The organism is Halomonas profundus (assembly GCF_020865425.1).
Taxonomy (GTDB): Bacteria; Pseudomonadota; Gammaproteobacteria; order Pseudomonadales; family Halomonadaceae; genus Vreelandella; species Vreelandella titanicae.
In genome coordinates this window covers 92,651-114,290 of the sequence record NZ_CP086344.1, presented here as the reverse complement: position 1 = coordinate 114,290, position 21,640 = coordinate 92,651, and the positions used below count along the sequence as shown (strand labels likewise).

At 52.0% G+C, this 21,640-nt stretch carries 22 protein-coding genes; 13 read left to right on the top strand and 9 right to left on the bottom strand.

From position 1 onward, the window contains the following. The first annotated feature begins 23 nt into the window (after positions 1-23). The 13 genes from fliF (at position 24) to fliR (ending at position 11,608) form a co-directional block, all read left to right on the top strand. Positions 24-1,814 carry a flagellar basal-body MS-ring/collar protein FliF gene (fliF, locus tag LMS44_RS00530; RefSeq protein ID WP_027958753.1) on the top strand — a complete coding sequence of 597 codons (1,791 nt, stop codon included), beginning with the start codon at positions 24-26 and terminating at the stop codon, positions 1,812-1,814. After that, positions 1,807-2,814: a flagellar motor switch protein FliG gene (gene fliG / locus LMS44_RS00525; RefSeq protein WP_027958752.1), complete on the top strand. Its 1,008-nt coding sequence runs from the start codon at positions 1,807-1,809 to the stop codon at positions 2,812-2,814. Before fliF ends, fliG begins: the two co-directional genes overlap by 8 nt. Continuing rightward, complete coding sequence (locus LMS44_RS00520; RefSeq protein ID WP_027958751.1) at positions 2,807-3,580, top strand: flagellar assembly protein FliH; 774 nt, start codon at positions 2,807-2,809, stop codon at positions 3,578-3,580. The genes fliG and LMS44_RS00520 overlap by 8 nt, the downstream gene beginning before the upstream one ends. Before the next feature lie 11 nt (positions 3,581-3,591). Beyond that, entirely contained in the window at positions 3,592-4,986 is a 1,395-nt protein-coding gene (fliI, locus tag LMS44_RS00515) for a flagellar protein export ATPase FliI (RefSeq protein WP_476488833.1), read from the top strand. Then, positions 4,983-5,435 (top strand): flagellar export protein FliJ, encoded by a 453-nt coding sequence (gene fliJ, locus LMS44_RS00510; protein ID WP_027958749.1) that lies wholly within the window; start codon positions 4,983-4,985, stop codon positions 5,433-5,435. The genes fliI and fliJ overlap by 4 nt, the downstream gene beginning before the upstream one ends. Before the next feature lie 19 nt (positions 5,436-5,454). Beyond that, positions 5,455-6,978, top strand: coding sequence for a flagellar hook-length control protein FliK (locus LMS44_RS00505; protein ID WP_476488832.1), 1,524 nt, complete (start codon positions 5,455-5,457; stop codon positions 6,976-6,978). A 180-nt stretch (positions 6,979-7,158) separates the two neighbouring features. Continuing rightward, positions 7,159-7,635 (top strand): flagellar basal body-associated protein FliL, encoded by a 477-nt coding sequence (gene fliL / locus LMS44_RS00500; protein ID WP_138801290.1) that lies wholly within the window; start codon positions 7,159-7,161, stop codon positions 7,633-7,635. 21 nt (positions 7,636-7,656) lie between these two features. Next, the gene (fliM, locus tag LMS44_RS00495) at positions 7,657-8,712 is read left to right on the top strand and encodes a flagellar motor switch protein FliM (RefSeq protein ID WP_009288427.1); all 1,056 of its coding nucleotides are present in this window, start codon (positions 7,657-7,659) and stop codon (positions 8,710-8,712) included. Continuing rightward, entirely contained in the window at positions 8,709-9,236 is a 528-nt protein-coding gene (gene fliN / locus LMS44_RS00490; protein ID WP_027958747.1) for a flagellar motor switch protein FliN, read from the top strand. Before fliM ends, fliN begins: the two co-directional genes overlap by 4 nt. Beyond that, on the top strand, positions 9,233-9,673 hold the full coding sequence (fliO, locus tag LMS44_RS00485; protein ID WP_027958746.1) for a flagellar biosynthetic protein FliO: 441 nt from the start codon (positions 9,233-9,235) through the stop codon (positions 9,671-9,673). Before fliN ends, fliO begins: the two co-directional genes overlap by 4 nt. 89 nt (positions 9,674-9,762) lie before the next feature. Then, the gene (gene fliP / locus LMS44_RS00480; RefSeq protein ID WP_051052194.1) at positions 9,763-10,497 is read left to right on the top strand and encodes a flagellar type III secretion system pore protein FliP; all 735 of its coding nucleotides are present in this window, start codon (positions 9,763-9,765) and stop codon (positions 10,495-10,497) included. A gap of 45 nt (positions 10,498-10,542) precedes the next feature. Next, positions 10,543-10,812 (top strand): flagellar biosynthesis protein FliQ, encoded by a 270-nt coding sequence (fliQ, locus tag LMS44_RS00475; protein WP_027958744.1) that lies wholly within the window; start codon positions 10,543-10,545, stop codon positions 10,810-10,812. Between the two features lie 4 nt (positions 10,813-10,816). Next, a complete protein-coding gene (gene fliR, locus LMS44_RS00470; RefSeq protein ID WP_159175893.1) occupies positions 10,817-11,608 on the top strand; it encodes a flagellar biosynthetic protein FliR in 792 nt (263 codons plus the stop codon). Between the two features lie 98 nt (positions 11,609-11,706). On the opposite strand, the gene flgL is transcribed toward fliR, so the two are convergent. The 9 genes from flgL to LMS44_RS00425 all read right to left on the bottom strand — a co-directional run bounded on the left by flgL (position 11,707) and on the right by LMS44_RS00425 (position 21,640). After that, on the bottom strand, positions 11,707-12,990 hold the full coding sequence (flgL, locus tag LMS44_RS00465; protein WP_159175892.1) for a flagellar hook-associated protein FlgL: 1,284 nt from the start codon (positions 12,988-12,990) through the stop codon (positions 11,707-11,709). A 16-nt stretch (positions 12,991-13,006) separates the two neighbouring features. Next, the gene (flgK, locus tag LMS44_RS00460; protein WP_476488831.1) at positions 13,007-14,950 is read right to left on the bottom strand and encodes a flagellar hook-associated protein FlgK; all 1,944 of its coding nucleotides are present in this window, start codon (positions 14,948-14,950) and stop codon (positions 13,007-13,009) included. A 73-nt stretch (positions 14,951-15,023) separates the two neighbouring features. Beyond that, positions 15,024-16,055 carry a flagellar assembly peptidoglycan hydrolase FlgJ gene (gene flgJ, locus LMS44_RS00455; protein WP_159175890.1) on the bottom strand — a complete coding sequence of 344 codons (1,032 nt, stop codon included), beginning with the start codon at positions 16,053-16,055 and terminating at the stop codon, positions 15,024-15,026. Then, on the bottom strand, positions 16,055-17,122 hold the full coding sequence (locus tag LMS44_RS00450) for a flagellar basal body P-ring protein FlgI (protein ID WP_236557420.1): 1,068 nt from the start codon (positions 17,120-17,122) through the stop codon (positions 16,055-16,057). Before LMS44_RS00450 ends, flgJ begins: the two co-directional genes overlap by 1 nt. Positions 17,123-17,290: 168 nt before the next feature. After that, positions 17,291-17,980: a flagellar basal body L-ring protein FlgH gene (locus LMS44_RS00445; protein ID WP_159175889.1), complete on the bottom strand. Its 690-nt coding sequence runs from the start codon at positions 17,978-17,980 to the stop codon at positions 17,291-17,293. Between the two features lie 37 nt (positions 17,981-18,017). After that, a complete protein-coding gene (gene flgG, locus LMS44_RS00440) occupies positions 18,018-18,800 on the bottom strand; it encodes a flagellar basal-body rod protein FlgG (protein WP_141440181.1) in 783 nt (260 codons plus the stop codon). Between the two features lie 50 nt (positions 18,801-18,850). Beyond that, complete coding sequence (gene flgF, locus LMS44_RS00435) at positions 18,851-19,609, bottom strand: flagellar basal-body rod protein FlgF (protein ID WP_141440182.1); 759 nt, start codon at positions 19,607-19,609, stop codon at positions 18,851-18,853. A 31-nt stretch (positions 19,610-19,640) separates the two neighbouring features. Further along, entirely contained in the window at positions 19,641-20,879 is a 1,239-nt protein-coding gene (flgE, locus tag LMS44_RS00430; protein WP_190374179.1) for a flagellar hook protein FlgE, read from the bottom strand. Positions 20,880-20,944: 65 nt separating this feature from the next. Next, on the bottom strand, positions 20,945-21,640 hold the full coding sequence (locus LMS44_RS00425; protein ID WP_476488830.1) for a flagellar hook assembly protein FlgD: 696 nt from the start codon (positions 21,638-21,640) through the stop codon (positions 20,945-20,947).

The window sequence follows — 21,640 nt, the reverse complement described above, 5'->3', positions numbered from 1 at the left end:
TGCCTGCCCCTCTGGAGGGTCGCATGAGCGAAACCGGTGCAACGGCAGGCCGTCAAAACAGTACGAATCAAGCCGCTCCCCGCAGTGGAAATATCAATAGTGGAAGCACCGGTAGTGGAAATACCGAACGCGACACCAGCGGCTCAGCTTTTGAGCGTACGCTGAAACAGCTGCGTGGCAATCCGCTAGTCGCACTGCTTATCGCAGGCGCCGCCTCAATTGCTATTGTGGCGGCTCTATTTATGTGGGCCAGTAGCCCTGAGTACCGCGTGCTGTATAGCAACCTAAGCGAAGCTGATGGTGGCAGCATCATCAATGAGCTCGATACCCGCGGCATTCCTTACCAGTTCAGCGAAGGTGGCCAGGCATTAATGGTGCCTAGTGATCAAGTCCACACACTGCGCCTGCAGCTTGCTGAGCAGGGGTTACCCCGCGGGGGCAACCTTGGCCTTGAACTAATGGACAGCCAGGCATTTGGGATTAGCCAGTTTGCCGAGCAAATTAACTACCAGCGAGGTCTTGAAGGTGAGCTTGCGCGCTCAATCGAATCGCTGGGGCCGGTGGAAAGCGTGAGAGTGCACCTCTCCATGGCCAAGCCATCAGTCTTTATTCGCGACCGTGAGCCAGCTAAAGCATCCGTTGTGATGACTCTTCTACCAGGCCGGGTTTTAGGTGAAGGTCAGGTCAGCGCGATCGTTCATATGGTTTCGGGCAGCGTGCCTGACCTAGCCGCTGAAGATGTCACGGTGGTTAATCAGGATGGCCGACTGCTGTCTGCCGAGACAAGCAACGGTAATGACCTGGATGGTTCACAGCTTGAATATATTGTCGAGGTTGAGCGCTCTTACCAGCAGCGTATTGAGCATATTCTAACGCCCATCTTGGGTCGTGATAATGTGCGCGCCCAGGTTGCAGCGCAAATCGACTTCTCTCGACGCGAGCAGACCTCTGAACGCTACGGGCCCAATCAACCCCCCAACGAAGCAGCCGTACGTAGCCGCCAGCTAAGCCTTACATTTGACGGTGAAGACCCATTGGCCACCGGCATTCCAGGCGCGCTGAGCAACACGCCGCCAGGCACACTGCCCTCCCCCATCAACCAGCCGGAGGGCGAGGAAGAGGATGCTAATCAGCAAGAGGATGTGCCCCCCGAAGCGTTGCGCAACTTGCGTCAGGATGACGTCATCAACTACGAAGTTGATCGCAGCATTGAGCATGTCCAGCATCGCCTTGGTCAGATAGAGCGGCTATCCGCCGCGGTGGTCGTAAACTACCGTTCGGAAATGAACGATGAAGGCGAGTGGGTCGACGTTGCGCTAACCGATGAAGAAATTGCCCAGATTGAGCGTCTAGTTCGTCAAGCAATGGGCTTCTCGCAACTGCGAGGCGATGAAGTGGAGGTCGTCAACTCTCCCTTCGCGCGCAGTGTCGAGGAAACCGCGGAGGTCGAATGGTGGAAAGATCCCAGCGTTCTGTCACTGGCTGGCAAGGTAGGTCGCTACCTATTGGTTGCCCTGGCGATTCTATTGCTCTACCTGCTGATTTTGCGCCCCTTAATTAAACGCTATACCCAAACACCGGTTATGGCGGCAGCAACGCCCGGCGGCACGCTGGCCGCCAGCGTAGGCGGTGAAGATGATGACGAAGAAGGCGAAGAGCCATCAGGCGAGAGCGATGAGACCTACGCCAAGCCGAAGCGTCGGCGTAAAACCTCACTCTATGAGCATAACCTCAATGACCTGCGTGAAATGGCTCAAGAAGACCCCCGCATGGTCGCGATGATCATTCGTAGCTGGATGAATGCCAATGAGTAGTTCAATTGCTGAAATGAACGGGGCTCGCAAGAGCGCCATCTTATTGCTTGCACTCGATGAAGACAGTGCCGCTGAGGTCTTTAAATACCTCGGCGCTGCGGAAGTGCAAGAAATCAGTATGGAGATGGCCCGGCTGAACCAGGTCTCCCATGACGACATGAAGGCGGTGCTCGAAGCATTCCATAAAGAGACCGAAGAGTTTGTAGCGCTTAATCTTAACTCCAGCGATCACATTCGCTCAGTGCTGACCAAAGCACTGGGCAGCGAACGCGCGACGAGTCTGATTGAAGATATTCTAGAGACCACTGGCAATAATTCGGGCATTGACGCGCTTAACCTCATGGAAGCCTCCATGGTGGCCGAACTCATTCGCGACGAGCACCCGCAAATTATCGCAACCATTCTAGTTCACCTGGATCGTCATCAAGCCTCCGACATCCTTGAGCTATTCGAGGAAAAACTGCGCAATGACGTGGTTCTTCGTATCGCTACTTTCAGCGGCGTTCAGCCCGCCGCACTGCAAGAGCTGACCGAAGTACTCACTAGCATGCTGGACGGTCAGAACCTCAAGCGCAGCAAAATGGGCGGCGTAAGAACCGCGGCCGAGATCCTCAACTTGATGAACTCCTCCCAAGAAGAGACCGCCATCGAGACCGTGCGTGCGCACAGTGAGGATTTGGCTCAGAAAATTATCGACGAAATGTTCTTGTTCGAGAATCTGCTCGACCTCGACAACCGCGCTATTCAAATGGTGCTCCAAGAAGTCGATACCAACTCGCTGGTGGTGGCCCTTAAAGGGGCTCAGGACGCCTTGGTGGACAAATTCCTGCGTAATATGTCACAGCGCGCTGCCGATTTAGTTCGTGAAGATATGGAAGCCCGCGGCCCGATCCGCGTCTCTCAGGTGGAAACCGAGCAGAAGGCTATATTGCAGGTCGTTAGGCGCTTAGCTGATTCTGGTGAAATCGTCTTGGCAGGTGGAGACGACGAGTATGTCTAATACTCACTCGCCGAAATTTGATCGCCATGGCGATTGGCGCCGCTGGCAAATGGAAGAACTGGCGTCCACGAAGAGTAGCCATGCCTCAGAGGGCGAGGTACCCACGGCCCATCAACGCAAAGTACAGGCGGCACAAAAAGCGGCTGAACTGGCACGCCAACGTGAAGAGGATGAGCGCCAGGCACTGCACGAGCGTATTCGTCAGCAAGCCGAAAAAGAGGGCTATGACGCAGGCTTTGAGCAGGGTCGCAAAGAGGGGTTGGAAAAGGGGTTAGCAGACGCTGCCGAACAGGCCAAAAAAGAGCTAGAAGCACAAATCCACAAGACCGTTGCGCCGCTGGAAACACTGGGCAAACAGTTTTCAAATGCGCTTGAACGCCTTGATGACACCATCGCCTACGACCTGGTTGAGTTAGCACTGGCCACCGGCAAACAACTTGCTAGCGATGCCCTACAGGACACACCTGAACAAGTTTTGGCCATTGTCCGCGAGCTTCTGCACACCGAGCCTCCCTTGGTAGGCCAGCAACGTCTTTGGCTTAACCCCGATGATCACGCTTTAGTAGAGGAGCACTTGGGTAATGAGCTCAGGGCCGCCAATTGGAAGCTCCAGCCTGATGACCAACTGGCCCGTGGTGGGTGTCGGGTAACCAGTGCTCAGGGTGAAATTGACGCAACCTTTGAAAGCCGTTGGCACGCTATTCAAGCCCAATCGCGCAAACGCGGTCTCAATTCTCCACCCTCCTCTAACGTCCCTTCATCCTAGGCGGATACGCTATGGCAGATACCACCTGTCCCCATCAACATCGCTGGAATAAGGCATTGCGACGCACGCAGCAGCGTGTTAGCCATCTGCCTCGCTACCGCAATAACGGCCGCGTCATTCGTGCGACGGGAATGGTGATTGAAGTGGTTGGGCTACGTGTCGCCGTAGGTAGCGCCTGTCGGATTGAATTGCCGGGCAGCGACGGTCGCTTGTCCGACAGCGATAGGCATGCCGAAGCGGAAGTCGTCGGCTTTTCTGGTGATAAGCTATTCCTGATGCCCTTGGAAGAGGTCATAGGGCTAATGCCTGGCGCTCGCGTCGCGCCTCTTGATGAAAGCGGCAACAACAGTGCCCGCCGCTTCCCTATGGGCGATAGTCTGCTGGGCCGGGTACTGGATGGCAATGGCAATCCGCTTGATGATCGGGAGGGCATCGATGAGATACCTCGAGCAACACTCAGCTCGCCGCCGCTTAATCCGCTTTCTCGCGCGCCAATTGATGCGCAAATTGACGTAGGCATTCGCGCTATTAATGCGCTGCTTTGCGTAGGTCGCGGTCAGCGTATGGGGCTATTTGCAGGCTCCGGTGTGGGCAAGTCAGTCTTGCTAGGCATGATGGCACGCTATACCAAGGCCGATGTCATTGTGGTGGGCTTGATTGGTGAGCGGGGCCGTGAAGTACAAGACTTTATCGATAACATTTTGGGCCCTGAGGGTCGACGGCGTGCTGTTGTCGTCGCCGCCCCCGCTGATACCTCACCGCTACAGCGCTTACAGGGTGCCGCGTATGCGACTCGCCTGGCAGAAGGTTTTCGTGACGAAGGTCGCGATGTCCTGCTGATCATGGATTCGTTAACCCGGTACGCCATGGCACAGCGGGAAATTGCCCTGGCCATTGGCGAGCCACCCGCTACTAAAGGTTATCCGCCGTCGGTTTTTGCAAAGCTGCCCGGCTTAGTGGAGCGCGCAGGTAATGCTGAGCGTGGTGGTGGTTCCATTACGGCGTTTTATACCGTGCTAACCGAGGGCGATGATCAACAAGATCCTATTGCCGATTCTGCTCGCGCCATTCTAGACGGGCATATCGTGCTGTCGAGAACGCTAGCGGAAGCAGGTCATTATCCGGCCATCGATATTGAAGCTTCAATTAGCCGCGCAATGACCTCCATCGCCTCAGCCGATCAGCTTCAGGAAGCACGAGTGTTCAAACAGCTCTTCTCGCGCTACCAGCGTAACCGGGATCTTATCAGCGTAGGGGCCTACAGCCCTGGCCATGATCCCCAGCTCGACGAAGCAGTGAAACGCTTTCCATCGTTGGAAAACTTCCTTCAACAGAATATTGATGAGTGTGCAACGCTTGCCGATGCTCGCCAAGCGCTGCACGCACTGGCAGGAGGACGCACATGAGCACTTCCCAGCTCGAAATGTTAACCGACTTAGCCAGAGGTGCCCGCGACCAAGCGGGTAAAGTACTGGCACAAGAGCGACAAACGGAGCAACAAACGACCGCTCAGTTACAGTCGCTACTGAGCTATCGGGCGGAGTACGCTGAGCGCTTGCAGAAAGCGATGCGTGACGGCATTGACCCTGCCACTATGTACAACTATCAGCAGTTCTTAGCCTCTTTGGACGCGGCCCTAAGCCGCGCTCGACAAGCGTTAGCGTCTCAACAGGCAAGCGTTGAACAGAGTAAAAAGAACTGGCAACAAGAGCAGCGAAAGCTCTCTTCCTACGATACACTGGCGTCGCGTCGACTACTTGAAGAGCACCGCCGCAGTGAACGTCATGAACAAAAAACTAACGATGACTTGGTGACAAGCCGCGCGGCTCGTCAGCATAACGACACTCCGCATTAGCGGGGCCAGGGAACTGAACATGAACATTCACCAGTTGCTTTCGGTCAGCCAAAATTCGCCTCAGACGCAGTCTCAAGGCACTTTCGGCCAACAAGACACAGCTAAGGGCGTATTTCATCAAACGCTGTTGCAAGCGTCTGGCGCTCAGCGATTATCAGCGTCTGCTTTCAGTGAAGCTGCTGCTTCTCATACGCCGCGATCGCAAGCTCAGTTAAATGAACTCAGCTCTCTTTTGTCGGATGCATCAGCTGACGATGTAGAAAATTTGAGTGAAGCCCTGCAAACCCTGGGTCTGGATGTCAGTGAGCGCGATTTGTCTGAATTATTGGCCCAGTTGCAACAGCCAAGCTCAGAGGTCAGCCTAGAAACGCTAGGTCTAGATGCTGGAGAAGCATCGACTCCCCTTGACGAAATTGCCGGCCGTCTCGCGCTAATGGCATCTTTTACGGAAAACAGGCCTGAGTTGGCTTCACCCGTTGCCCCAGCCACGCTGGAAGCAATCGCTGAACAGTTAAATATTAGTCAATCGGAAGCGGCACAGCTGGTCGATTCCAAGGGACTCAAGACAATTGCCCAGTATCTAAGTATGGATAAAAGTGGGCCTGGGCAGTCTATCGACCCAGCCACGCTGGAAGCCATTGCTGATCAGTTAAATATTAATCAAACGGATGCTGCACAGCCTATCGTCCCAGCAGAGCTGAAGGTCGTCGCTGAGCAGTTAAATATTAGTCAAACGGAAGCAGCACAGCTTGCCTCCGCGCTAAATGCGCTGGCTGGTCAGCTACAAAGTGCCTCCCCCCAATCAGCAGAGTCGGCTCAGTTAACCAATGCCCGCTCGCCTGTCGCCGAGCTACAGGCAGCCCTAAGGCCACAGTCTGATACGTTCTTTACTCAAATGAACACAGGTAACTCCCCCACTGCAGCCACCCAGATCAGCAGCGAAGCCCTAATGTCCGCTCTATTGACAGGAGACGGGGCTTCGAAAGCAAGCCCAAGCAGTGAGCACCTACTTACTGGATTATCGTTAAATACCGGCAGCAGTCCGTTAGCTACATCGCAATCTACCCAAGGCTTTTCGCCCAATGTCACACCGACAGCGGCCACTTTAGCGACACCTGTCAACAGCCCCGCCTGGCCACAACAGTTGAGCCAGCAGTTAGTACAGATTTCACAGCGTGGTGGCGAACAGCACGTTCAGATGCAATTAAACCCTGCAGAATTAGGGCCGCTGTCTATCTCCCTGAAGTTTGGTGAACAGGGGGCGCAAGCGCACTTTTTGTCCGCCCATGCCCAGGTACGCCAAGTGCTCGAACAAGCGATTCCCCAGCTGAGGGAAGCGCTGGCTGAGCAAGGCATTTCGCTAGGCGAGACATCGGTTGGCGAACAGCGTGACCCCAACGAGCAGGCTTTTGCTCAATCAGGCGGCAAACAGGGTGCCGAGGCTGGGAGCGGCAACGGCGATATAGGCTTGGATGAATCACTTACCCAAAGCACCGAGCGCAGCCCGCTAAGACTGGATGGGCGGGTCGATCTATACGCCTAAGCATTGACAGAGTGCATGACCATTCTAGAACTACGTCGATTAATACGCTCATAAATACGTACGTGAAATAGCTAAACCAAAAGATAGGCTTGCCAAATAAGCCTGTTCATTTCATCACCAGCATGCGCTTTAGGCATAATACATTGCTAGTGATACGCATGGAGTTCACAGGAATCGCAAATGGCAGAAAAAAGCGGCGGGTCAAAAAAACTGCTCTGGATAATGATCATCCTGGTCTTGCTGTCGTCAGCAGGCGCAGCGGCAGCTATTTATATGGTAATGGATCAGCGTGATGACGGTTCAGAAGACGCTGAGATGCAGCAAGCGATGGAGCGCGAGCCGCCTATTTTTATGCGTATTGAACCCTTTACCGTCAATCTTGCCGATGACAGTTATGGTTCACGCTTGCTCTATACAGGCGTGACTCTTCGTGTGGGTAATGAAGAGAGTAAAACCATTCTAGAAGAGCATATGCCTCAAGTACGCAGCCGTTTGCTGATGCTGCTATCCGGCAAGCAGGCTGATGAACTTACTTCCTCGGAAGGTAAGCAGCAGCTTGCACAAGCGATTGTTGATCGACTCAACGTCCCGCTGACGGAGAATCAGCCGCCACTTGATTTGCGTGAAGTTTTATTCACCGAATTTATTGTGCAATAACCTCGGGAACTGGAGCCGTTCATGTCACAGGACGATCTACTGTCCCAGGAAGAAATAGATGCCCTGCTAAAGGGCGTTAGTGGAGACGATGAGCCATCGGCTTCATCTTCCCATGCGTCAGATGAAGCCCGGGTTCGCCCTTACGATCCGTCGACCCAGCATCGCGTTATTCGTGAGCGTTTGCATGCGCTTGATTTTATCAACGAGCGCTTTGCTCGCTACTTTCGTACTGGCCTGTTTAACCTACTGCGGCGTAGCGCGGACATTACCGTCGAGTCAGTTCGCTATCAAAGCTTTAGCGAGTTCTCACGTAATGTTCCCGTGCCTACCAACCTGAACATTGTGTCGATGAAGCCACTGCGGGGTTCAGCGCTCGTCGTATTCCCCCCCAATCTCGTTTTTATGGTGGTGGATAACCTTTTCGGTGGTGACGGTCGTTTTGTCACTAAATCGGACGGCCGGGAGTTCACTAATACTGAACAGCGTATTATCCAGCGCCTGCTCAATCTCGCTATTGAGGCATACCAAGAGGCCTGGAAAGTCGTTTATCCGCTGGATGTCAGTTTTTTACGCTCAGAAGTGCAATCAAAGTTTGCCAACATTACCAACTCACCCAATGAAATTGTGGTGAACACCAAGTTCAACATTGAAGTGGGCAACCTATCTAGCAATTTTCAGATATGCATGCCGTACGCCATGATTGAGCCGCTACGCGACTTACTAGCTAACCCAATTAATGACAGCAATCACGACCAAGACGGCAGTTGGTCACGCCGAATGGCAAGTGAGCTGCGTCAGTCGGAAGTGGAGCTAGTCGCTGAATTTGCTCAGATACCCAGCCGTATCGCCCATGTGATGGGATTGAAAAAAGGCGACGTGCTGCCGTTAGACATTCCAAGTTCAATCACCGCAAGCGTTGACGGGGTGCCCGTCATGGAGTGCGAGTACGGAAGTCAACGTCAACAGCATGCACTGCGTGTGTTACATATGATTGACCATGCCGCTATGAATAATGCATCGTCCAAGGACTTCATTAAAGGGTCTACGCGACAGAAAGCCAAGGAATCCAAAGCATGACTGATCCCAATAAGCCTGATCAGAACGTCTCTGACGACGATTGGGCGGATGCCATGTCCGAGCAAGAAGAACCCACCTCCAGCGCCGATGCTGCCAGCGAAGAGGAAGATCCTTGGGCAGCCGCAATGGCGGAACAAGAAGCTGCTGAAGAGAGCGAAGAAGAGACAGCTGCTGCCCCAGAAGAGCCCAAAGCACCTGCAGCGAAAGCGGCAAGTGAGGATATCTTCCGTCCGTTGAGCCCAGACAGCGGCTCTTCCCAGGCGCGTGAGCTTGAGATGATCATGGATATCCCGGTGAAGCTCACCGTGGAACTCGGCCGTACAAAGCTAACTATTAAGCAGTTACTGGAGTTGGCACAAGGGTCTGTTATTGAGCTTGAAGGACTCGCCGGAGAGCCGATGGATATCTTGATTAACGGCTACTTGATTGCTCAAGGCGAAGTTGTTGTGATCGAAGATAAGTACGGCATTCGGATTACTGAAATCATCACGCCTTCTGAACGTATTCATAAATTGAACCGATGAGCGTTGCAACCTCTTCGGCGCAGAATGGTTCGCTCGATGCACTAGGTAACGGTGGCGAGGCATTGGTAGGGATGGCCGTTTTGGGCAAGACTGCCGCGGCTTTAGCTCTCGTTATTGCGATCATTTTAATCTGTACAGCGCTTTTAAAGCGCTGGAGCAACCATACCACTCGCCATGGCGCCCACCTGCGCATTGTGGGCAGTACGGCTGTGGGAAATCGTGAGCGTATCGTGATTGTTGAAGTAGAAGATACCTGGTTGGTTGTTGGAGTGGGAGGTGGCCGAATTACTAAACTCCACGAGCGCCCGGCCCCTGAAGAGCGCCCGCCAACCGCATCAGCTCCGCCTTCCTCACGCTTTGCGCGTCGTTTATCCAAAGCGCTAGCCGCAGGCCGTCGCGACTCGTCTGCGCCCACCGATCCACATCAGACGCCATGAGGTACCGGATGCACCTTTTTTGGCCCTGTGTTTTGAAGAACCTTTTTTTGAAGAGCCATGTTTTGAATAGCAAAACGGCTAAACCGTTCATGATGTGGCTTGTGTTTGCTGTCGCGTGTTTTATAGCCAGCCCTGTGCATGCACAACAGATTCCCGGCATTATTTCTCAGCCGCTTGATGACGGGGGCCAGCAGTGGTCATTGTCGCTGCAAACCCTGCTTTTCCTAAGTTCTCTAGCGTTTTTGCCCTCCATGCTGCTGATGATGACGAGCTTCACTCGTATCATCATTGTGCTTAGCCTGTTGCGGACAGCGATGGGCACCCAGGCAACGCCGCCCAACCAAGTGCTGTTAGGGATAGCGCTGTTTTTAACTTTTTTTATCATGTCACCCGTATTGGCCCAGGTATATGACAACGCCTGGGTGCCGCTGACTAATGAGACGATAAATTTTGAAGAGTTTTTACTGCTGGCTCAGGATCCATTTCGGGAATTTATGCTCGCTCAAACCCGAGAGCCGGATCTGGCACTGTTTGTTCGCCTAGCCGATGTGGGCCCCATGCAAGGCCCGGAAGAACTGCCAATGCGTGTCTTGCTGCCCGCCTTTGTCACCAGTGAACTAAAAACGGCCTTTCAAATCGGCTTTACCATTTTCATTCCGTTTTTGATCATTGACCTCGTGGTGGCCAGCACATTGATGGCATTGGGGATGATGATGGTTCCGCCCATCACTATCTCATTACCTTTTAAACTGATGCTGTTCATTTTAGTGGATGGTTGGCAGCTTATTATTGGCTCAATGGCAGAAAGCTTTTACATGATATAACGCTTTATACCGCACATTGTTTATACAGCCCACAGGAACCCAGCTATGACACCCGAGATGGTGATGAGCATTGCTTATCAAGGAATGCGAGTAACGCTTCTGCTTGCTGGCCCCATGCTTTTGGCGGCGCTATTCACCGGCCTTATCATCAGCTTGTTCCAAGCCGCGACTCAGATAAATGAAATGACACTAACCTTTATTCCTAAAATTCTGGCTGTGTTCGCGGTGCTGGTATTAGCAGGCCCATGGCTGATTGGCTTAATTACCGATTTTACTCACCGCCTATTTACTAATATCCCCAGCATGGTGATGTAGCGCTATGGTGGAAGTCACTTTCGCACAGCTGCAAGGGTGGTTAGTGGCTTTTTTATGGCCGTTTGCGCGCATTACTGCTTTCATGGCAGCGTCGCCTCTATGGGGACACTCCAGCGTTCCCAACCAAGCCAAAGTGGGCCTGGCCGCCCTAATTGCCATTGTTATTGCGCCGATTTTACCGGCCATGCCAGATATTGCCATCATGTCATGGGCGGGGATCGGGGTCATGATCGAACAGATCCTAATTGGCTTAGCGATGGGCCTCGTCATGCATATCATGTTCGCTGTCGTTCAAGCCGCAGGGGATTTTATCGGTCTGCAGATGGGCCTAGCGTTTGCGAGCTTTTTTGATGCATCGAGTGGTACCAATATTATGGTGCTCTCGCGCATTCTCTACATGATCACTCTGCTCATGTTTTTGGCCATGAATGGTCATCTAATGGTGCTTGAAACCTTGATTATGAGCTTCCAAACGTTGCCCATTGGCATTGGGACATTCAACCCAGATGCGTTTATTTTGTTATCTCGTTATGCGGGCACGATTTTTGCGTCGGGAATGTTATTGGCGCTACCGCTGGTGGGCTCCCTGCTGACCATCAACCTGGCACTGGGCATACTGAACCGTTCTGCCCCCCAGCTCACCGTCTTCAATATCGGCTTTCCTACCTCTCTTATCGTGGGGCTAATATTAATGATGGTGCTCATGACCGACATTAACCGCTTTCTACAGCGGTTGTTTACGCAAGGCCTAGGGTTTATGCAGACGTTAATCGAAACGATGGCGCCCTTAAACTAAAATTCCCCTGTTTTCATGACGTTTTAGCCATAAAAACAAGGGAATAAGCAGAACTCCGCGACACGCAAGCGATAAGGTGCCGTAATAATTGAGCTACACTACATATAGTTAAACAACGATAAGCCTTTAATATCTACAAACGCTTTTTGTGCTGCCTGCATACCAACTTGTCGCAAACTATACTCAGATATTGCCTCAGTGTAATCCAGATCGACTAAATCCGATAGCGTTTGATCGTAGTTCAGCATTCGATTACTGCTTACCGAATCGATAACATCAAGCTCATTCAAACGCGCCCCAGCGGAAGCGCGCACGGTTAGAACATTATCCAAACTATTGTCCAGATCGCGCATAGCAGTATTCAAAGTATTACGCTGATCGGCTTTTTTGGTGGCATTATCAGCAGGGTTTTCTAATACGCGAATGGCTTCTTCCATAGTGCGAAACAGGTCGGCACCACGAACATCACCCCCTGATTTAGCAACCAGTATTTCATCATCCGGCGCAGGTGTACCTTCAAGGCTAATCGATAAGCCACCGAACTCTAATGAGAGAGAACCCTCTTCGCTAATATCATCTGTCCAGTTGCCAGAGCTTAATGCTGCCCCATCCGTGTCGTTGTCCACCCAAGTATCCGTTTCATTATCAAATCGTTGAACCTGATATGTTGGATCAGCAGCAGTTCCATCAAAACTGACACGGTAATCACTACCGTAATCAGCGTCATTGACGTCAAGAGTTTGGGGCCCGCGAAATGTCACATTACCTTGATTCAGAGTGCCATCTTCTTTCTTTGCTTCTGCTACATATCCAGCACCGCTGGGTACACTTTGGAAGATAGTCACGCCATTATCAGCTACCGGTATCAAGCGCGTAGAATCTACACGCTGTTCGCGTGTATTCGTATCGCCTCTATATTCCACACTACCGTCAGCAGACTTCACAAAGGGTGGAGTATTATCTTTATAACCACCAAACAAATAACGACCGTTACCATCGGTAGAATTCGCTTGGCCTATCAGTGTCTCATAAACGCCTTTAAGCTCGCTGGCGATGGACTCGCGGTTTTCGCTAGTTAGCGTGTCGCTAGACGCCTGAATCAACAATCCTTTGGCACTTGTTATTGCATCACTAACGCTATTGATAATATTTTCAGTCTGCGACAGCGAATTACGGGCGGATACGCGAGAATCTGAAAATTGTTCAGTAACCGCCTTTGCCTGATCAACGCCAATCGCCCGCGAGGCGGCCTGTGGGTCGTCGGACGGGTTAACCACACGTCGGCCGCTGGCAATCTGCTGACTGACCCTCATCAGGTCACTTTGTTGGCGGTTCATGGACGCCGTGCTTTGCTCAAACATGGTAACGGTACTAATACGCATCACTTAAGCTCCCGAATTAACCGCGCAGGTTCAAGATGGTGTCCATCAGCGTACCTGCGGTGTCAATCACACGCGCATTGGCCTGATAGTACTGTTGGTAACGGATCAAATTAGCAGCTTCTTCGTCTAGATTAACTCCAGACTCTGATTGCTGTACGGCACGCAATTGATCGGTAAGGCCTTGACGAGCATCCAAATTAACTTCTGTAATGTTGGTTCGGTTACCAACATCGCTGACTATGGATGCATATGCACCGGTGACCGTTGCGCTAGCACCGACAATAGATTGGGACTGCAGGTCTTGCAGCGCTAAAGCATTACGGTTATCGCCACTGGCAAAAATAGTCTGGCTAACGGTTAATGATGATGTTTCACCTGCATCAGGAAGGGCGTCAACCGTAAAGCTGATACCATCAACTTCAATCTCATCGCCCGCTTCCAACTCAACGTCAGATAAGTCTGATGCATCAACATTGGTACCGTTAACCATTATATTCACTGCCGGAGTCAGCGTCAGGCTACCGTCCGAATCTACCTCAAATTGATATTTTCTGTTATCCGCAAAAGCGTCTGAAGATATACCCAAATCGCTAACGTTTAAATCACCCTCACGTTCAAACGAGTTACCCGTGTTATTTCCTACATTAATAAAACCTGCGTCACCTGCAGCAATCTTGTCTACGTCAGCGATATTAGTATCCATACCATTGGCGGCGCGCCGTACCGGCTGAATTTCAAAGCGATCACCATCTTGCGGCACACCGCTGAACTCAATGCTGACACCACCAAAATTTAATTCGCCATCGTCATCCCAGGCGTCTTGATCAAAATCTACAACCTGCCCATTGTCTTTACGGGTAACCACGGGCTCACCAGCCTCAAAACTGACGGTATAGTCAGTTGCCCTCAGGGCATCAACTTGATCGGGGTTAAATTCAGCGCTAGTGATATTGACGGCGGGTAAGCTATTATTCTTATCGGCATACGTTTGCGGGGCGCGCACTGCAAAGAAGTCTTCGCCCTGGTCACCGTTAAGATCTACACCTTGCTTATGCTGTTCATTGAAAGCAGTCGCCAACGACACAGCCAGTTGACCAATTTGGTTCTGCGTCTTATCTAAGGTTTCTGAACGGAAGGACATCAAGCCCCCCAATGCCCCGCCTGTTATCGTCGACTCATCTAACTGAACGACGTTACCACCACCATCCCGATACCCCACCACCGTGCGCTGAGGGTCATAATCCGCTTGAACTGCTTCTAGTTGGAACGAATTGGTTCCTGTCACCAGCGGCTGACCATTGGGCAGGCTAATATTGTAGGTTTTGCCATCCTGAATATTAAGGCGCAAATCCATACGCTCATTAAGCTCTGATACCAATTGATCGCGCTGGTTGAGCAGGCTATTGGGTGCCTCCCCACTCCGAGCGCGAGCCAAAGCAATCTCTTTATTTAAACCAGCGATCTGCTCGGTGGTGTTATTAATCTGGGTAATTTCATCTTTGATCTGGCCATTAATATTACCCTGCATATCTTGCAGGTAGCCATCAAAGGAGCGGAACTGTGAACTCAGCGTATTAGCTTGGCCAAGCACGCCCTGGCGAGCCGCTGGGTCAGAGGGTGAGGCCGCCAGGTCTTCTAGCGATGAGAAAAAATTCTGCATCAGAGGGGCTAAGCCTGCCGCGCGATCAGCCAGCAGGTTATCGATTTGCGTTACCTGACTATAGTAAGTGTTTAAGGCACTTGACTGAGTTTTTGCACTATTTAACTGATCAGCTACGTACGTATTGAACTGGCGCTCGATATCATTGACACGAACCCCGCCACCTACACGCCCCTCACCCAACTGGGCCAACTCTCGGTTATAGCCAGGCGTATAGACATTACTAATATTATTACTGCTTGTATTCAGGGCATTCTGCGCGGCATTGAGGCCGCTTAAGCCGATCGAAAACATGCTCATGGTTCAATTCCTTAGGCCGATACCTATCACTAATTCAATTATCGGCGCTGCACAGAAAAACTTGAGGAAAGGGCTAGCGAGCGTCAGCCAGGAAATTTCCCTCAGCGTTAAGCGGCCCCATGGTATTCATCACTGCGACTAACTTTTCAGCGTAGAGCGGATCAGTCGCATACCCACCTGCCTGCAACTCACGCGCGGCCTGCTCAGCGGAGGGTGCTTGAACAACCCCAGCATAGCGAGGGTTATTGCCGATTAGGCTGGCATAATCAGTAAAAGCGTGTTCAAACGAGTCATAAACACGGAAGGTGTCAACCACCTGCGTTCGCCGCCCATTAATATATTCATGAGTCACAATATCGGTGGTTTCACCCTGCCAATGACTACCGGCTTTGATACCAAACAGGTTATGACTATTGTTGCCATTGCGAGTCGCGATTTCGTGCCGTCCCCAGCCTGTTTCTAGCGCCGCCTGGGCTAAAATGAGTTCAGCAGGAACGCCGGTGGACTCACTGGCCGCTTGGGCGGGTGCCGCTAACGTTTGAATAAATTGATCTACGTGAGCAGAAGCCGTCGTTTGCGCTCGCGGGTTTAACGCAGACTCATCTACCGCATTCCCCTTCTCGACGCCTTGGCGAATGGCCTCTAGCTCGGCTAAGAATCGACCGCTGCCCTGCTCACGCTGGGTTTCAATCGTGTCAGGATTAGCCGCGAATGAACCGTCAAGCACACGCGGGGTGCCACGAGGGATGCCTGCTATCAGTGCTTGTAACTCTTGATCCGCATCTGGCCGCGCCTTAGAGATGGCTCCTTGGCGCTCCAGTTGCTCAACAAGCACATCCGCAAGGCCCATTCCACGCGAAGCCATCACCTGTGACCACTGTTGATCCAGCATTGATTGATAGGTATCCGTCGCACTACTGTTCATTAGTCCTGAACTGGGTGTCGCGTCGCGCATACTCTTCATCATCATCTGAATAAATAGCGCTTCAAACTGCTGGGCTGCGCCACCCACGCCAGCCTCAGGGTCGACGCGTGCAGTGTGTTGGAGCCGCTGAAAACCGTTCATGTCCAGGGCAAACTGGCTGGTCATATCACTCGCGCTCATTAAATGACCTCCAGTTCTGCACGTAGCGATCCCGATGCTTTTAACGCCTCCAGAATCGACATCAAGTCTTGAGGGGTAGCGCCTAACGCATTCAATGCATTGACCACTTCGTTGAGCTGGGCACCCTCTACGATTTGCAGATAAGCCTCTTGCTGCTCAATATCAATATCTGCGTCGGGCACCACAACTGTCTCGCCCTCGCCAAACGGATTCGGCTGGCTAACGCCAAACTGAGTATCAATCATGATCGACAGACTGCCGTGAGCTACGGCTGCTTCCTGCAGAGTGACGGCACTGTTCATCACTACCGAACCGGTACGTGAGTTCAGCACAACGCGTGCCGGAGCCTCCGTTGGTGTGACCTGAACGTTTTCAATGCGCGCCATAAAGTTGACCCGCGCATTATCATCAGTAGGACCGTCCAGGGCGATTACTCGGCCATTACGTGCATATGCCACCGACTGGCCAAACTCGTTATTGATCGCCGTTACCATGCGCTGAACGGTGCCAAAATCAGAGTCGTTAAGCTGTAATTCAAGCATGCCACCATTGCCACCTAGGTTAAGCGGCACTTCCTTCTCAACCAGTGCGCCATTGGGAATACGCCCCGATGCCTGCTGATTGATTTGCACACTACTGCCACCCGCTTGGGCGCCAGCGCCGCCCACGAGCATGTTGCCCTGGGCAATGGCATAGGTATCACCATCGGCCCCCTTTAAAGGTGTCATCAACAGCGTGCCGCCGCGCAAGCTGCGTGCGTTGGCTATCGACGAAACAACTATATCTAGACGCTGGCCCGGCCTTGAGAACGGCGGGAGATCAGCGGTCACCATCACCGCAGCTACGTTGCGCAGTTGCAAGTTCGTGCCTGCAGGCACGGTCACCCCAAGCTGGGACAACATGTTGGTCAGGCTTTGGCTGGTAAAGGGCGCCTGGGTCGTTTGGTCGCCGGTACTGTCAAGGCCGACGACCAAGCCGTAGCCTACCAATTGGTTATCTCGAACGCCGGCAAAGCTCGCCAGTTCCCGAACGCTTTCTGCCTGAGCAGGCAAAGCTAGCGCGCACATTAGCACTAAGGTGGTCAGTTGAATAAGCCAAGCGTTGATGGCTTGCCGACAATTAATCCACACATTTCTTAACCGCATCACGATAACCCGCTGTCCCGCGTTCATTGGTTGACCTGCCATTGAAGGGCCTGCCTGGCGTAGCTCTGTCATTGATGGCTCCCCATAGAGCTAGAACGGCGAGACGTTCAAGAAGAAACGTTGTAGCCAACCCATGTGCTGCGCTTCATTAATATAGCCGTCACCGACATACTCAATTCGCGCATCCGCTACTTGAGTGGAAGGAACGGTATTTTGAGCGGTAATCGTACGTGGGTTAACCACGCCGGAAAAACGAATAAACTCAGTTCCCTGATTAATGGCAATTTGCTTCTCGCCACGCACACGTAAATTGCCGTTATTCATTACTTCTAACACCGAAACCGTGATAGTACCGGTAAAGGAGTTATTGGCCTGCGACCCACCACTACCGGTAAAGTCGTTTTCACCTGAAATATCAAAGCCATATTCTGCAAGCGTATCAAGGACATCAGGCAACTGTGTTAACTCCAGGCTAGCGCTACCGCTACGCCCTGCATTGGATTGCGAATTTTTGCTCGCACTGACCTCCTCATCCAACACAATGGTCAAGATGTCGCCCATGGCGCGCGGCCGACGATCTTCAAAAAGTGGCTGATAACCTTGCCTAGCCTGGTAAATAGAGCCATTGGGGATGGGTGGCGGGCGATCAACAATGCTGATCTGCTCTTGCTCACCCACCACGGAAGCTCTTGGAACTTGAGCGCAGCCGGCTACAACCAATAAAAAAAGCACCAGTCCTGCTAGCGCAATACGACGTGACATGTGGTGCAACTCCAGCATAACGCAACCTATAAGTAAGCCCAGTGAGTAACAACCGTTATAACTGGCTTAAGCGTGCCAACATTTCATCGCTAGTGGACACCGCTTTGCTATTAATTTCATAGGCTCGCTGGGTCTGAATCATATTGACCATCTCTTCAACGACATTGACGTTAGACGTTTCCACATAGCCTTGGAACAGCCGCCCCGCACCATTCATACCCGGTATATTCTCATTGGGTGCGCCTGAGGCTCCCGTCTCTAGATAGAGGTTGCCACCAATACTTTGTAGACCGGCTGGATTAATAAAGGTACTGACGCTGATTTGCCCCACCTCATTATCAACTGTAACGCCTGGCTGGCGTACGCTCACCGTGCCATCTTCACCAACATTTACCGACAACGCATTGGCCGGTAAGAAAATGGCAGGCTCAACAGGGTAGCCATTGGCAGTGACCATTTGGCCATTCTCGTTCAGTTGAAAGCTGCCGTCGCGTGTATAGGCAGTCGTTCCATCTGGCATCAACACCTGAAAGAAACCTTCGCCATTGATCGCGAGGTCGCGCGAGTTTTCAGTCTGCTCTAGCCCACCTTGGGTATGCAAACGCTCAGTGGCCACGGCACGTACGCCGGTACCCACCTGCATACCGGACGGCAGCCGATCCTGGATATTATTTTGAGCGCCGGGTTGACGCATATTTTGGTATAGCAGATCTTCAAACACCGGACGTGAGCGTTTGAAACCATTGGTGCTTACGTTAGCTAGGTTGTTCGAAATCACGTCTAACTTGGTTTGCTGAGACTCCAAACCCGTTTTAGCTGTCCATAAGGACTTAATCATAATTATGCTCCCTTGACCGACTGACTCACATCAGCACTGAGTGGCCAACATCAACCTTGAATGGATAGAATCCCGTTGGCGCGCTGAGCGTTTTCGTCAGCGGTGCTCAGCACTTTCATCTGCATATCATAGCGGCGTGCCACATCGATCATTGAGACCATAGCATCGACAGCGCTGACATTACTGCCTTCCAGTGCACCACTCACCAACTTGGCATTTTCGTCGGCAGGCAAGGCCCCTGGCTCACCTTCTTCATTAGGAGGCGCACGGAAGAACCCGTCCTCACCACGCGTTAACGCTCCCTCTTCAGGCGTCACCAGCTTAATTCGGCCTACCTCGACCAACGCTTCCGGCCCTACACCTTCGGGAATGGCGCTAATCGTCCCGTCGGCACCAACCGATACTTGCGCCCCTTGCGGGATGGCAATGGGGCCACCTTCGCCCATTACCGGTCGCCCAACGCTGAGCAACACCCCGTCACTGTCTATCTGCAGGTCGCCACGCCGTGTATAGGTTTCAGTACCGTCATTCGCTTGCACTGCCATCCATGCGTCGTCCTGCATAGCGACATCAAGCGTGCGCCCGGTATACTCGACCGGGCCCTGGGAAAAATCACTACCAGGCGTGGTGGTCACCGCAGAGGTACGCGTTGCCAGTAACGCTTCGCCCTGAACGGGCACCGCTCGGGCAGCCTGTAACTGCCCACGAAAACCGGTGGTGCTCACATTCGACAGGTTGTTACTCACCACCGACTGCTGATCCATGGTGTGCTTAGCACCACTCATGGCGGTATAGAGCATTCGATCCACGGTACTTACTCCTTAACTTAGTGACCGATCATTAAAGGTTAATGATGGTCTGCAGGAGCTCGTCCTGGGTACTGATCGTTTGTGAGTTAGCCTGATAAGCGCGCTGCGCAACGATCATATCGACTAGCTCACGAGCCATATCGACATTGGATGTTTCAACTGCACTTGGCTCAATTAAGCCTCGCTGACCGGTACCGGGTGCGCCCACCAGCTCTTGGCCCGAAGCGCCGGTAGCCGTCCACAGGTTATCACCATCAGGCTTTAAGCCTTCAGGATTACGGAAGCTAACCAATGCTATTTGACCCGCAGCACGCGACTCTTCGTTAGAATAATTACGCATGACGGTACCATCATCTTCGATAGTAACGCCTACAAGAGAACCCGCCGTGTAGCCATCTTGTTCAATATTATTAACTGTAGAGTTATTGGCAGATTGTGATGAGCCAGTGAAATCCACGGCAACTTCAAGATTCTCAAGCTGAGTTCCATCGAACTCATCTGCTGTAAACGTAAATGTAGCTTGCTCACCACCTTCAAGCCTACCGCTGGCATCAAAATCAAGCGTCGTAAGCCCTGCAACAGCGTAGGTTCCAGCGCCCTCAGGCCCACCTGACATTCTAAGACTGACATCCCACTGGTTAGTTGCTGCATCAGTTTTAGTAAAATAGTAGGTCAGATTACGCGCATTACCTTGAGAGTCATAAATTGTGGCATTGGTTGAATAGGAGTAATCATCCGAATCTAAGCCTGCCAAAATTTCCGCTTCGGTAGGAGCAACCAATTCACCCTCACCCGAGTCTAAATTCAGCGATACATTTAGCTCAGTGGTAGCGCTTGCAGGTAGGTCGCCAGCCTCAACCGTTAATGGGTTTACATCACCACCCGCCTGAACAACACCGTCGGCGTTGGCTGCATAACCCATGATCTGAGCACCTTGGGCATTCACTAGACGTCCATCAGCAGTCATGGTCAGTTGGCCATTGCGGGAATAACCCACTTCACCGTTGGACTGCTGAAAGCGGAAGAAGCCTTCGCCCGCAATGGCTAGATCCATATTGCGATTAGTGGATTCCACATTACCTTGGCTAAAATTCTGCAGCACCGTAGAGGTACGAACACCAAGTCCAATACGCGACTCAGCATATACATCAGCGAACTGGACGCCAGAACTTTTAAAACCAACCGTCTGCGAGTTGGCAATATTATTACCCACCGCACCTAATTTTTGTTGCTGTGCGCTTAGACCACTGAGTGCTTGTGAAAAACTCATGATGCTCCCCTAATAAAGCTGTATTTAATCAAATGCTGTGGTTTATGACTGTGTTTAGCCAGCAGTTAAAGAATTTGTTTAACGTCATTCAGGCTGATTTGGCCATAAATAGCGCCTAAATCCAGTCGAACGCTGCCACTGCCATCATTCGGCGTAACCCGATTAACTACCGCGTATTGCAAGGCAGTGGATTCAATTTTTTCACCTTCAGCATCAGTCGCCTCTAACTGCACCGTATACCGGCCGCTGGCAACTGCTTCTTTCTGGTCATTTAAACCGCCCCAGTCGAATGAGTGGACGCCCGCATCTAGCGACTCCAGATCAAGACGCCTAATGACTTGGCCACCGTCACCGACGATTATCGCTTTAACATTCGCTGCAGGTTCGGTCAACTCTATGCCAAAAGGTGTTGTATACGTGTTCCCGTCGCCATCTTGCTCCAGCAATACATCCTTCCCAGGCACCATGACACCTTTGCCAATTAGACCGCTCGCCTGCAGAGCCTGATTGGCATCCATCTGGCTGGTAATGCCTTGCAGCGTGCTATTTAACTCTTCAATGCCGCTAACGGTGTTAATTTGCGCTAACTGGGAGGTCATCTCCGCATTTTCCATCGGATTGAGCGGATCCTGATTCTCCAGCTGTGTAATTAGCAACGTCATAAAGCTTTCACGCAGCTCATCAGACTGGCGGGCAGAGAGGCCATTGGCACCACCGCCATTTATTTTGTCTACTAAGCTAGAATCAATAGTACTACTCAT

What these genes read in the sequence shown, in the direction of transcription:
- fliF (WP_027958753.1), top strand. Translation starts at nt 24, where the DNA reads ATGAGCGAAACCGGTGCAACGGCAGGCCGTCAAAACAGTACGAATCAA.
- fliG (WP_027958752.1), top strand. Translation starts at nt 1,807, where the DNA reads ATGAGTAGTTCAATTGCTGAAATGAACGGGGCTCGCAAGAGCGCCATC.
- LMS44_RS00520 (WP_027958751.1), top strand. Translation starts at nt 2,807, where the DNA reads ATGTCTAATACTCACTCGCCGAAATTTGATCGCCATGGCGATTGGCGC.
- fliI (WP_476488833.1), top strand. Translation starts at nt 3,592, where the DNA reads ATGGCAGATACCACCTGTCCCCATCAACATCGCTGGAATAAGGCATTG.
- fliJ (WP_027958749.1), top strand. Translation starts at nt 4,983, where the DNA reads ATGAGCACTTCCCAGCTCGAAATGTTAACCGACTTAGCCAGAGGTGCC.
- LMS44_RS00505 (WP_476488832.1), top strand. Translation starts at nt 5,455, where the DNA reads ATGAACATTCACCAGTTGCTTTCGGTCAGCCAAAATTCGCCTCAGACG.
- fliL (WP_138801290.1), top strand. Translation starts at nt 7,159, where the DNA reads ATGGCAGAAAAAAGCGGCGGGTCAAAAAAACTGCTCTGGATAATGATC.
- fliM (WP_009288427.1), top strand. Translation starts at nt 7,657, where the DNA reads ATGTCACAGGACGATCTACTGTCCCAGGAAGAAATAGATGCCCTGCTA.
- fliN (WP_027958747.1), top strand. Translation starts at nt 8,709, where the DNA reads ATGACTGATCCCAATAAGCCTGATCAGAACGTCTCTGACGACGATTGG.
- fliO (WP_027958746.1), top strand. Translation starts at nt 9,233, where the DNA reads ATGAGCGTTGCAACCTCTTCGGCGCAGAATGGTTCGCTCGATGCACTA.
- fliP (WP_051052194.1), top strand. Translation starts at nt 9,763, where the DNA reads ATGATGTGGCTTGTGTTTGCTGTCGCGTGTTTTATAGCCAGCCCTGTG.
- fliQ (WP_027958744.1), top strand. Translation starts at nt 10,543, where the DNA reads ATGACACCCGAGATGGTGATGAGCATTGCTTATCAAGGAATGCGAGTA.
- fliR (WP_159175893.1), top strand. Translation starts at nt 10,817, where the DNA reads ATGGTGGAAGTCACTTTCGCACAGCTGCAAGGGTGGTTAGTGGCTTTT.
- flgL (WP_159175892.1), bottom strand. Translation starts at nt 12,990, where the DNA reads ATGCGTATTAGTACCGTTACCATGTTTGAGCAAAGCACGGCGTCCATG.
- flgK (WP_476488831.1), bottom strand. Translation starts at nt 14,950, where the DNA reads ATGAGCATGTTTTCGATCGGCTTAAGCGGCCTCAATGCCGCGCAGAAT.
- flgJ (WP_159175890.1), bottom strand. Translation starts at nt 16,055, where the DNA reads ATGAGCGCGAGTGATATGACCAGCCAGTTTGCCCTGGACATGAACGGT.
- LMS44_RS00450 (WP_236557420.1), bottom strand. Translation starts at nt 17,122, where the DNA reads ATGTGCGCGCTAGCTTTGCCTGCTCAGGCAGAAAGCGTTCGGGAACTG.
- LMS44_RS00445 (WP_159175889.1), bottom strand. Translation starts at nt 17,980, where the DNA reads ATGCTGGAGTTGCACCACATGTCACGTCGTATTGCGCTAGCAGGACTG.
- flgG (WP_141440181.1), bottom strand. Translation starts at nt 18,800, where the DNA reads ATGATTAAGTCCTTATGGACAGCTAAAACGGGTTTGGAGTCTCAGCAA.
- flgE (WP_190374179.1), bottom strand. Translation starts at nt 20,879, where the DNA reads ATGAGTTTTTCACAAGCACTCAGTGGTCTAAGCGCACAGCAACAAAAA.
- LMS44_RS00425 (WP_476488830.1), bottom strand. Translation starts at nt 21,640, where the DNA reads ATGAGTAGTACTATTGATTCTAGCTTAGTAGACAAAATAAATGGCGGT.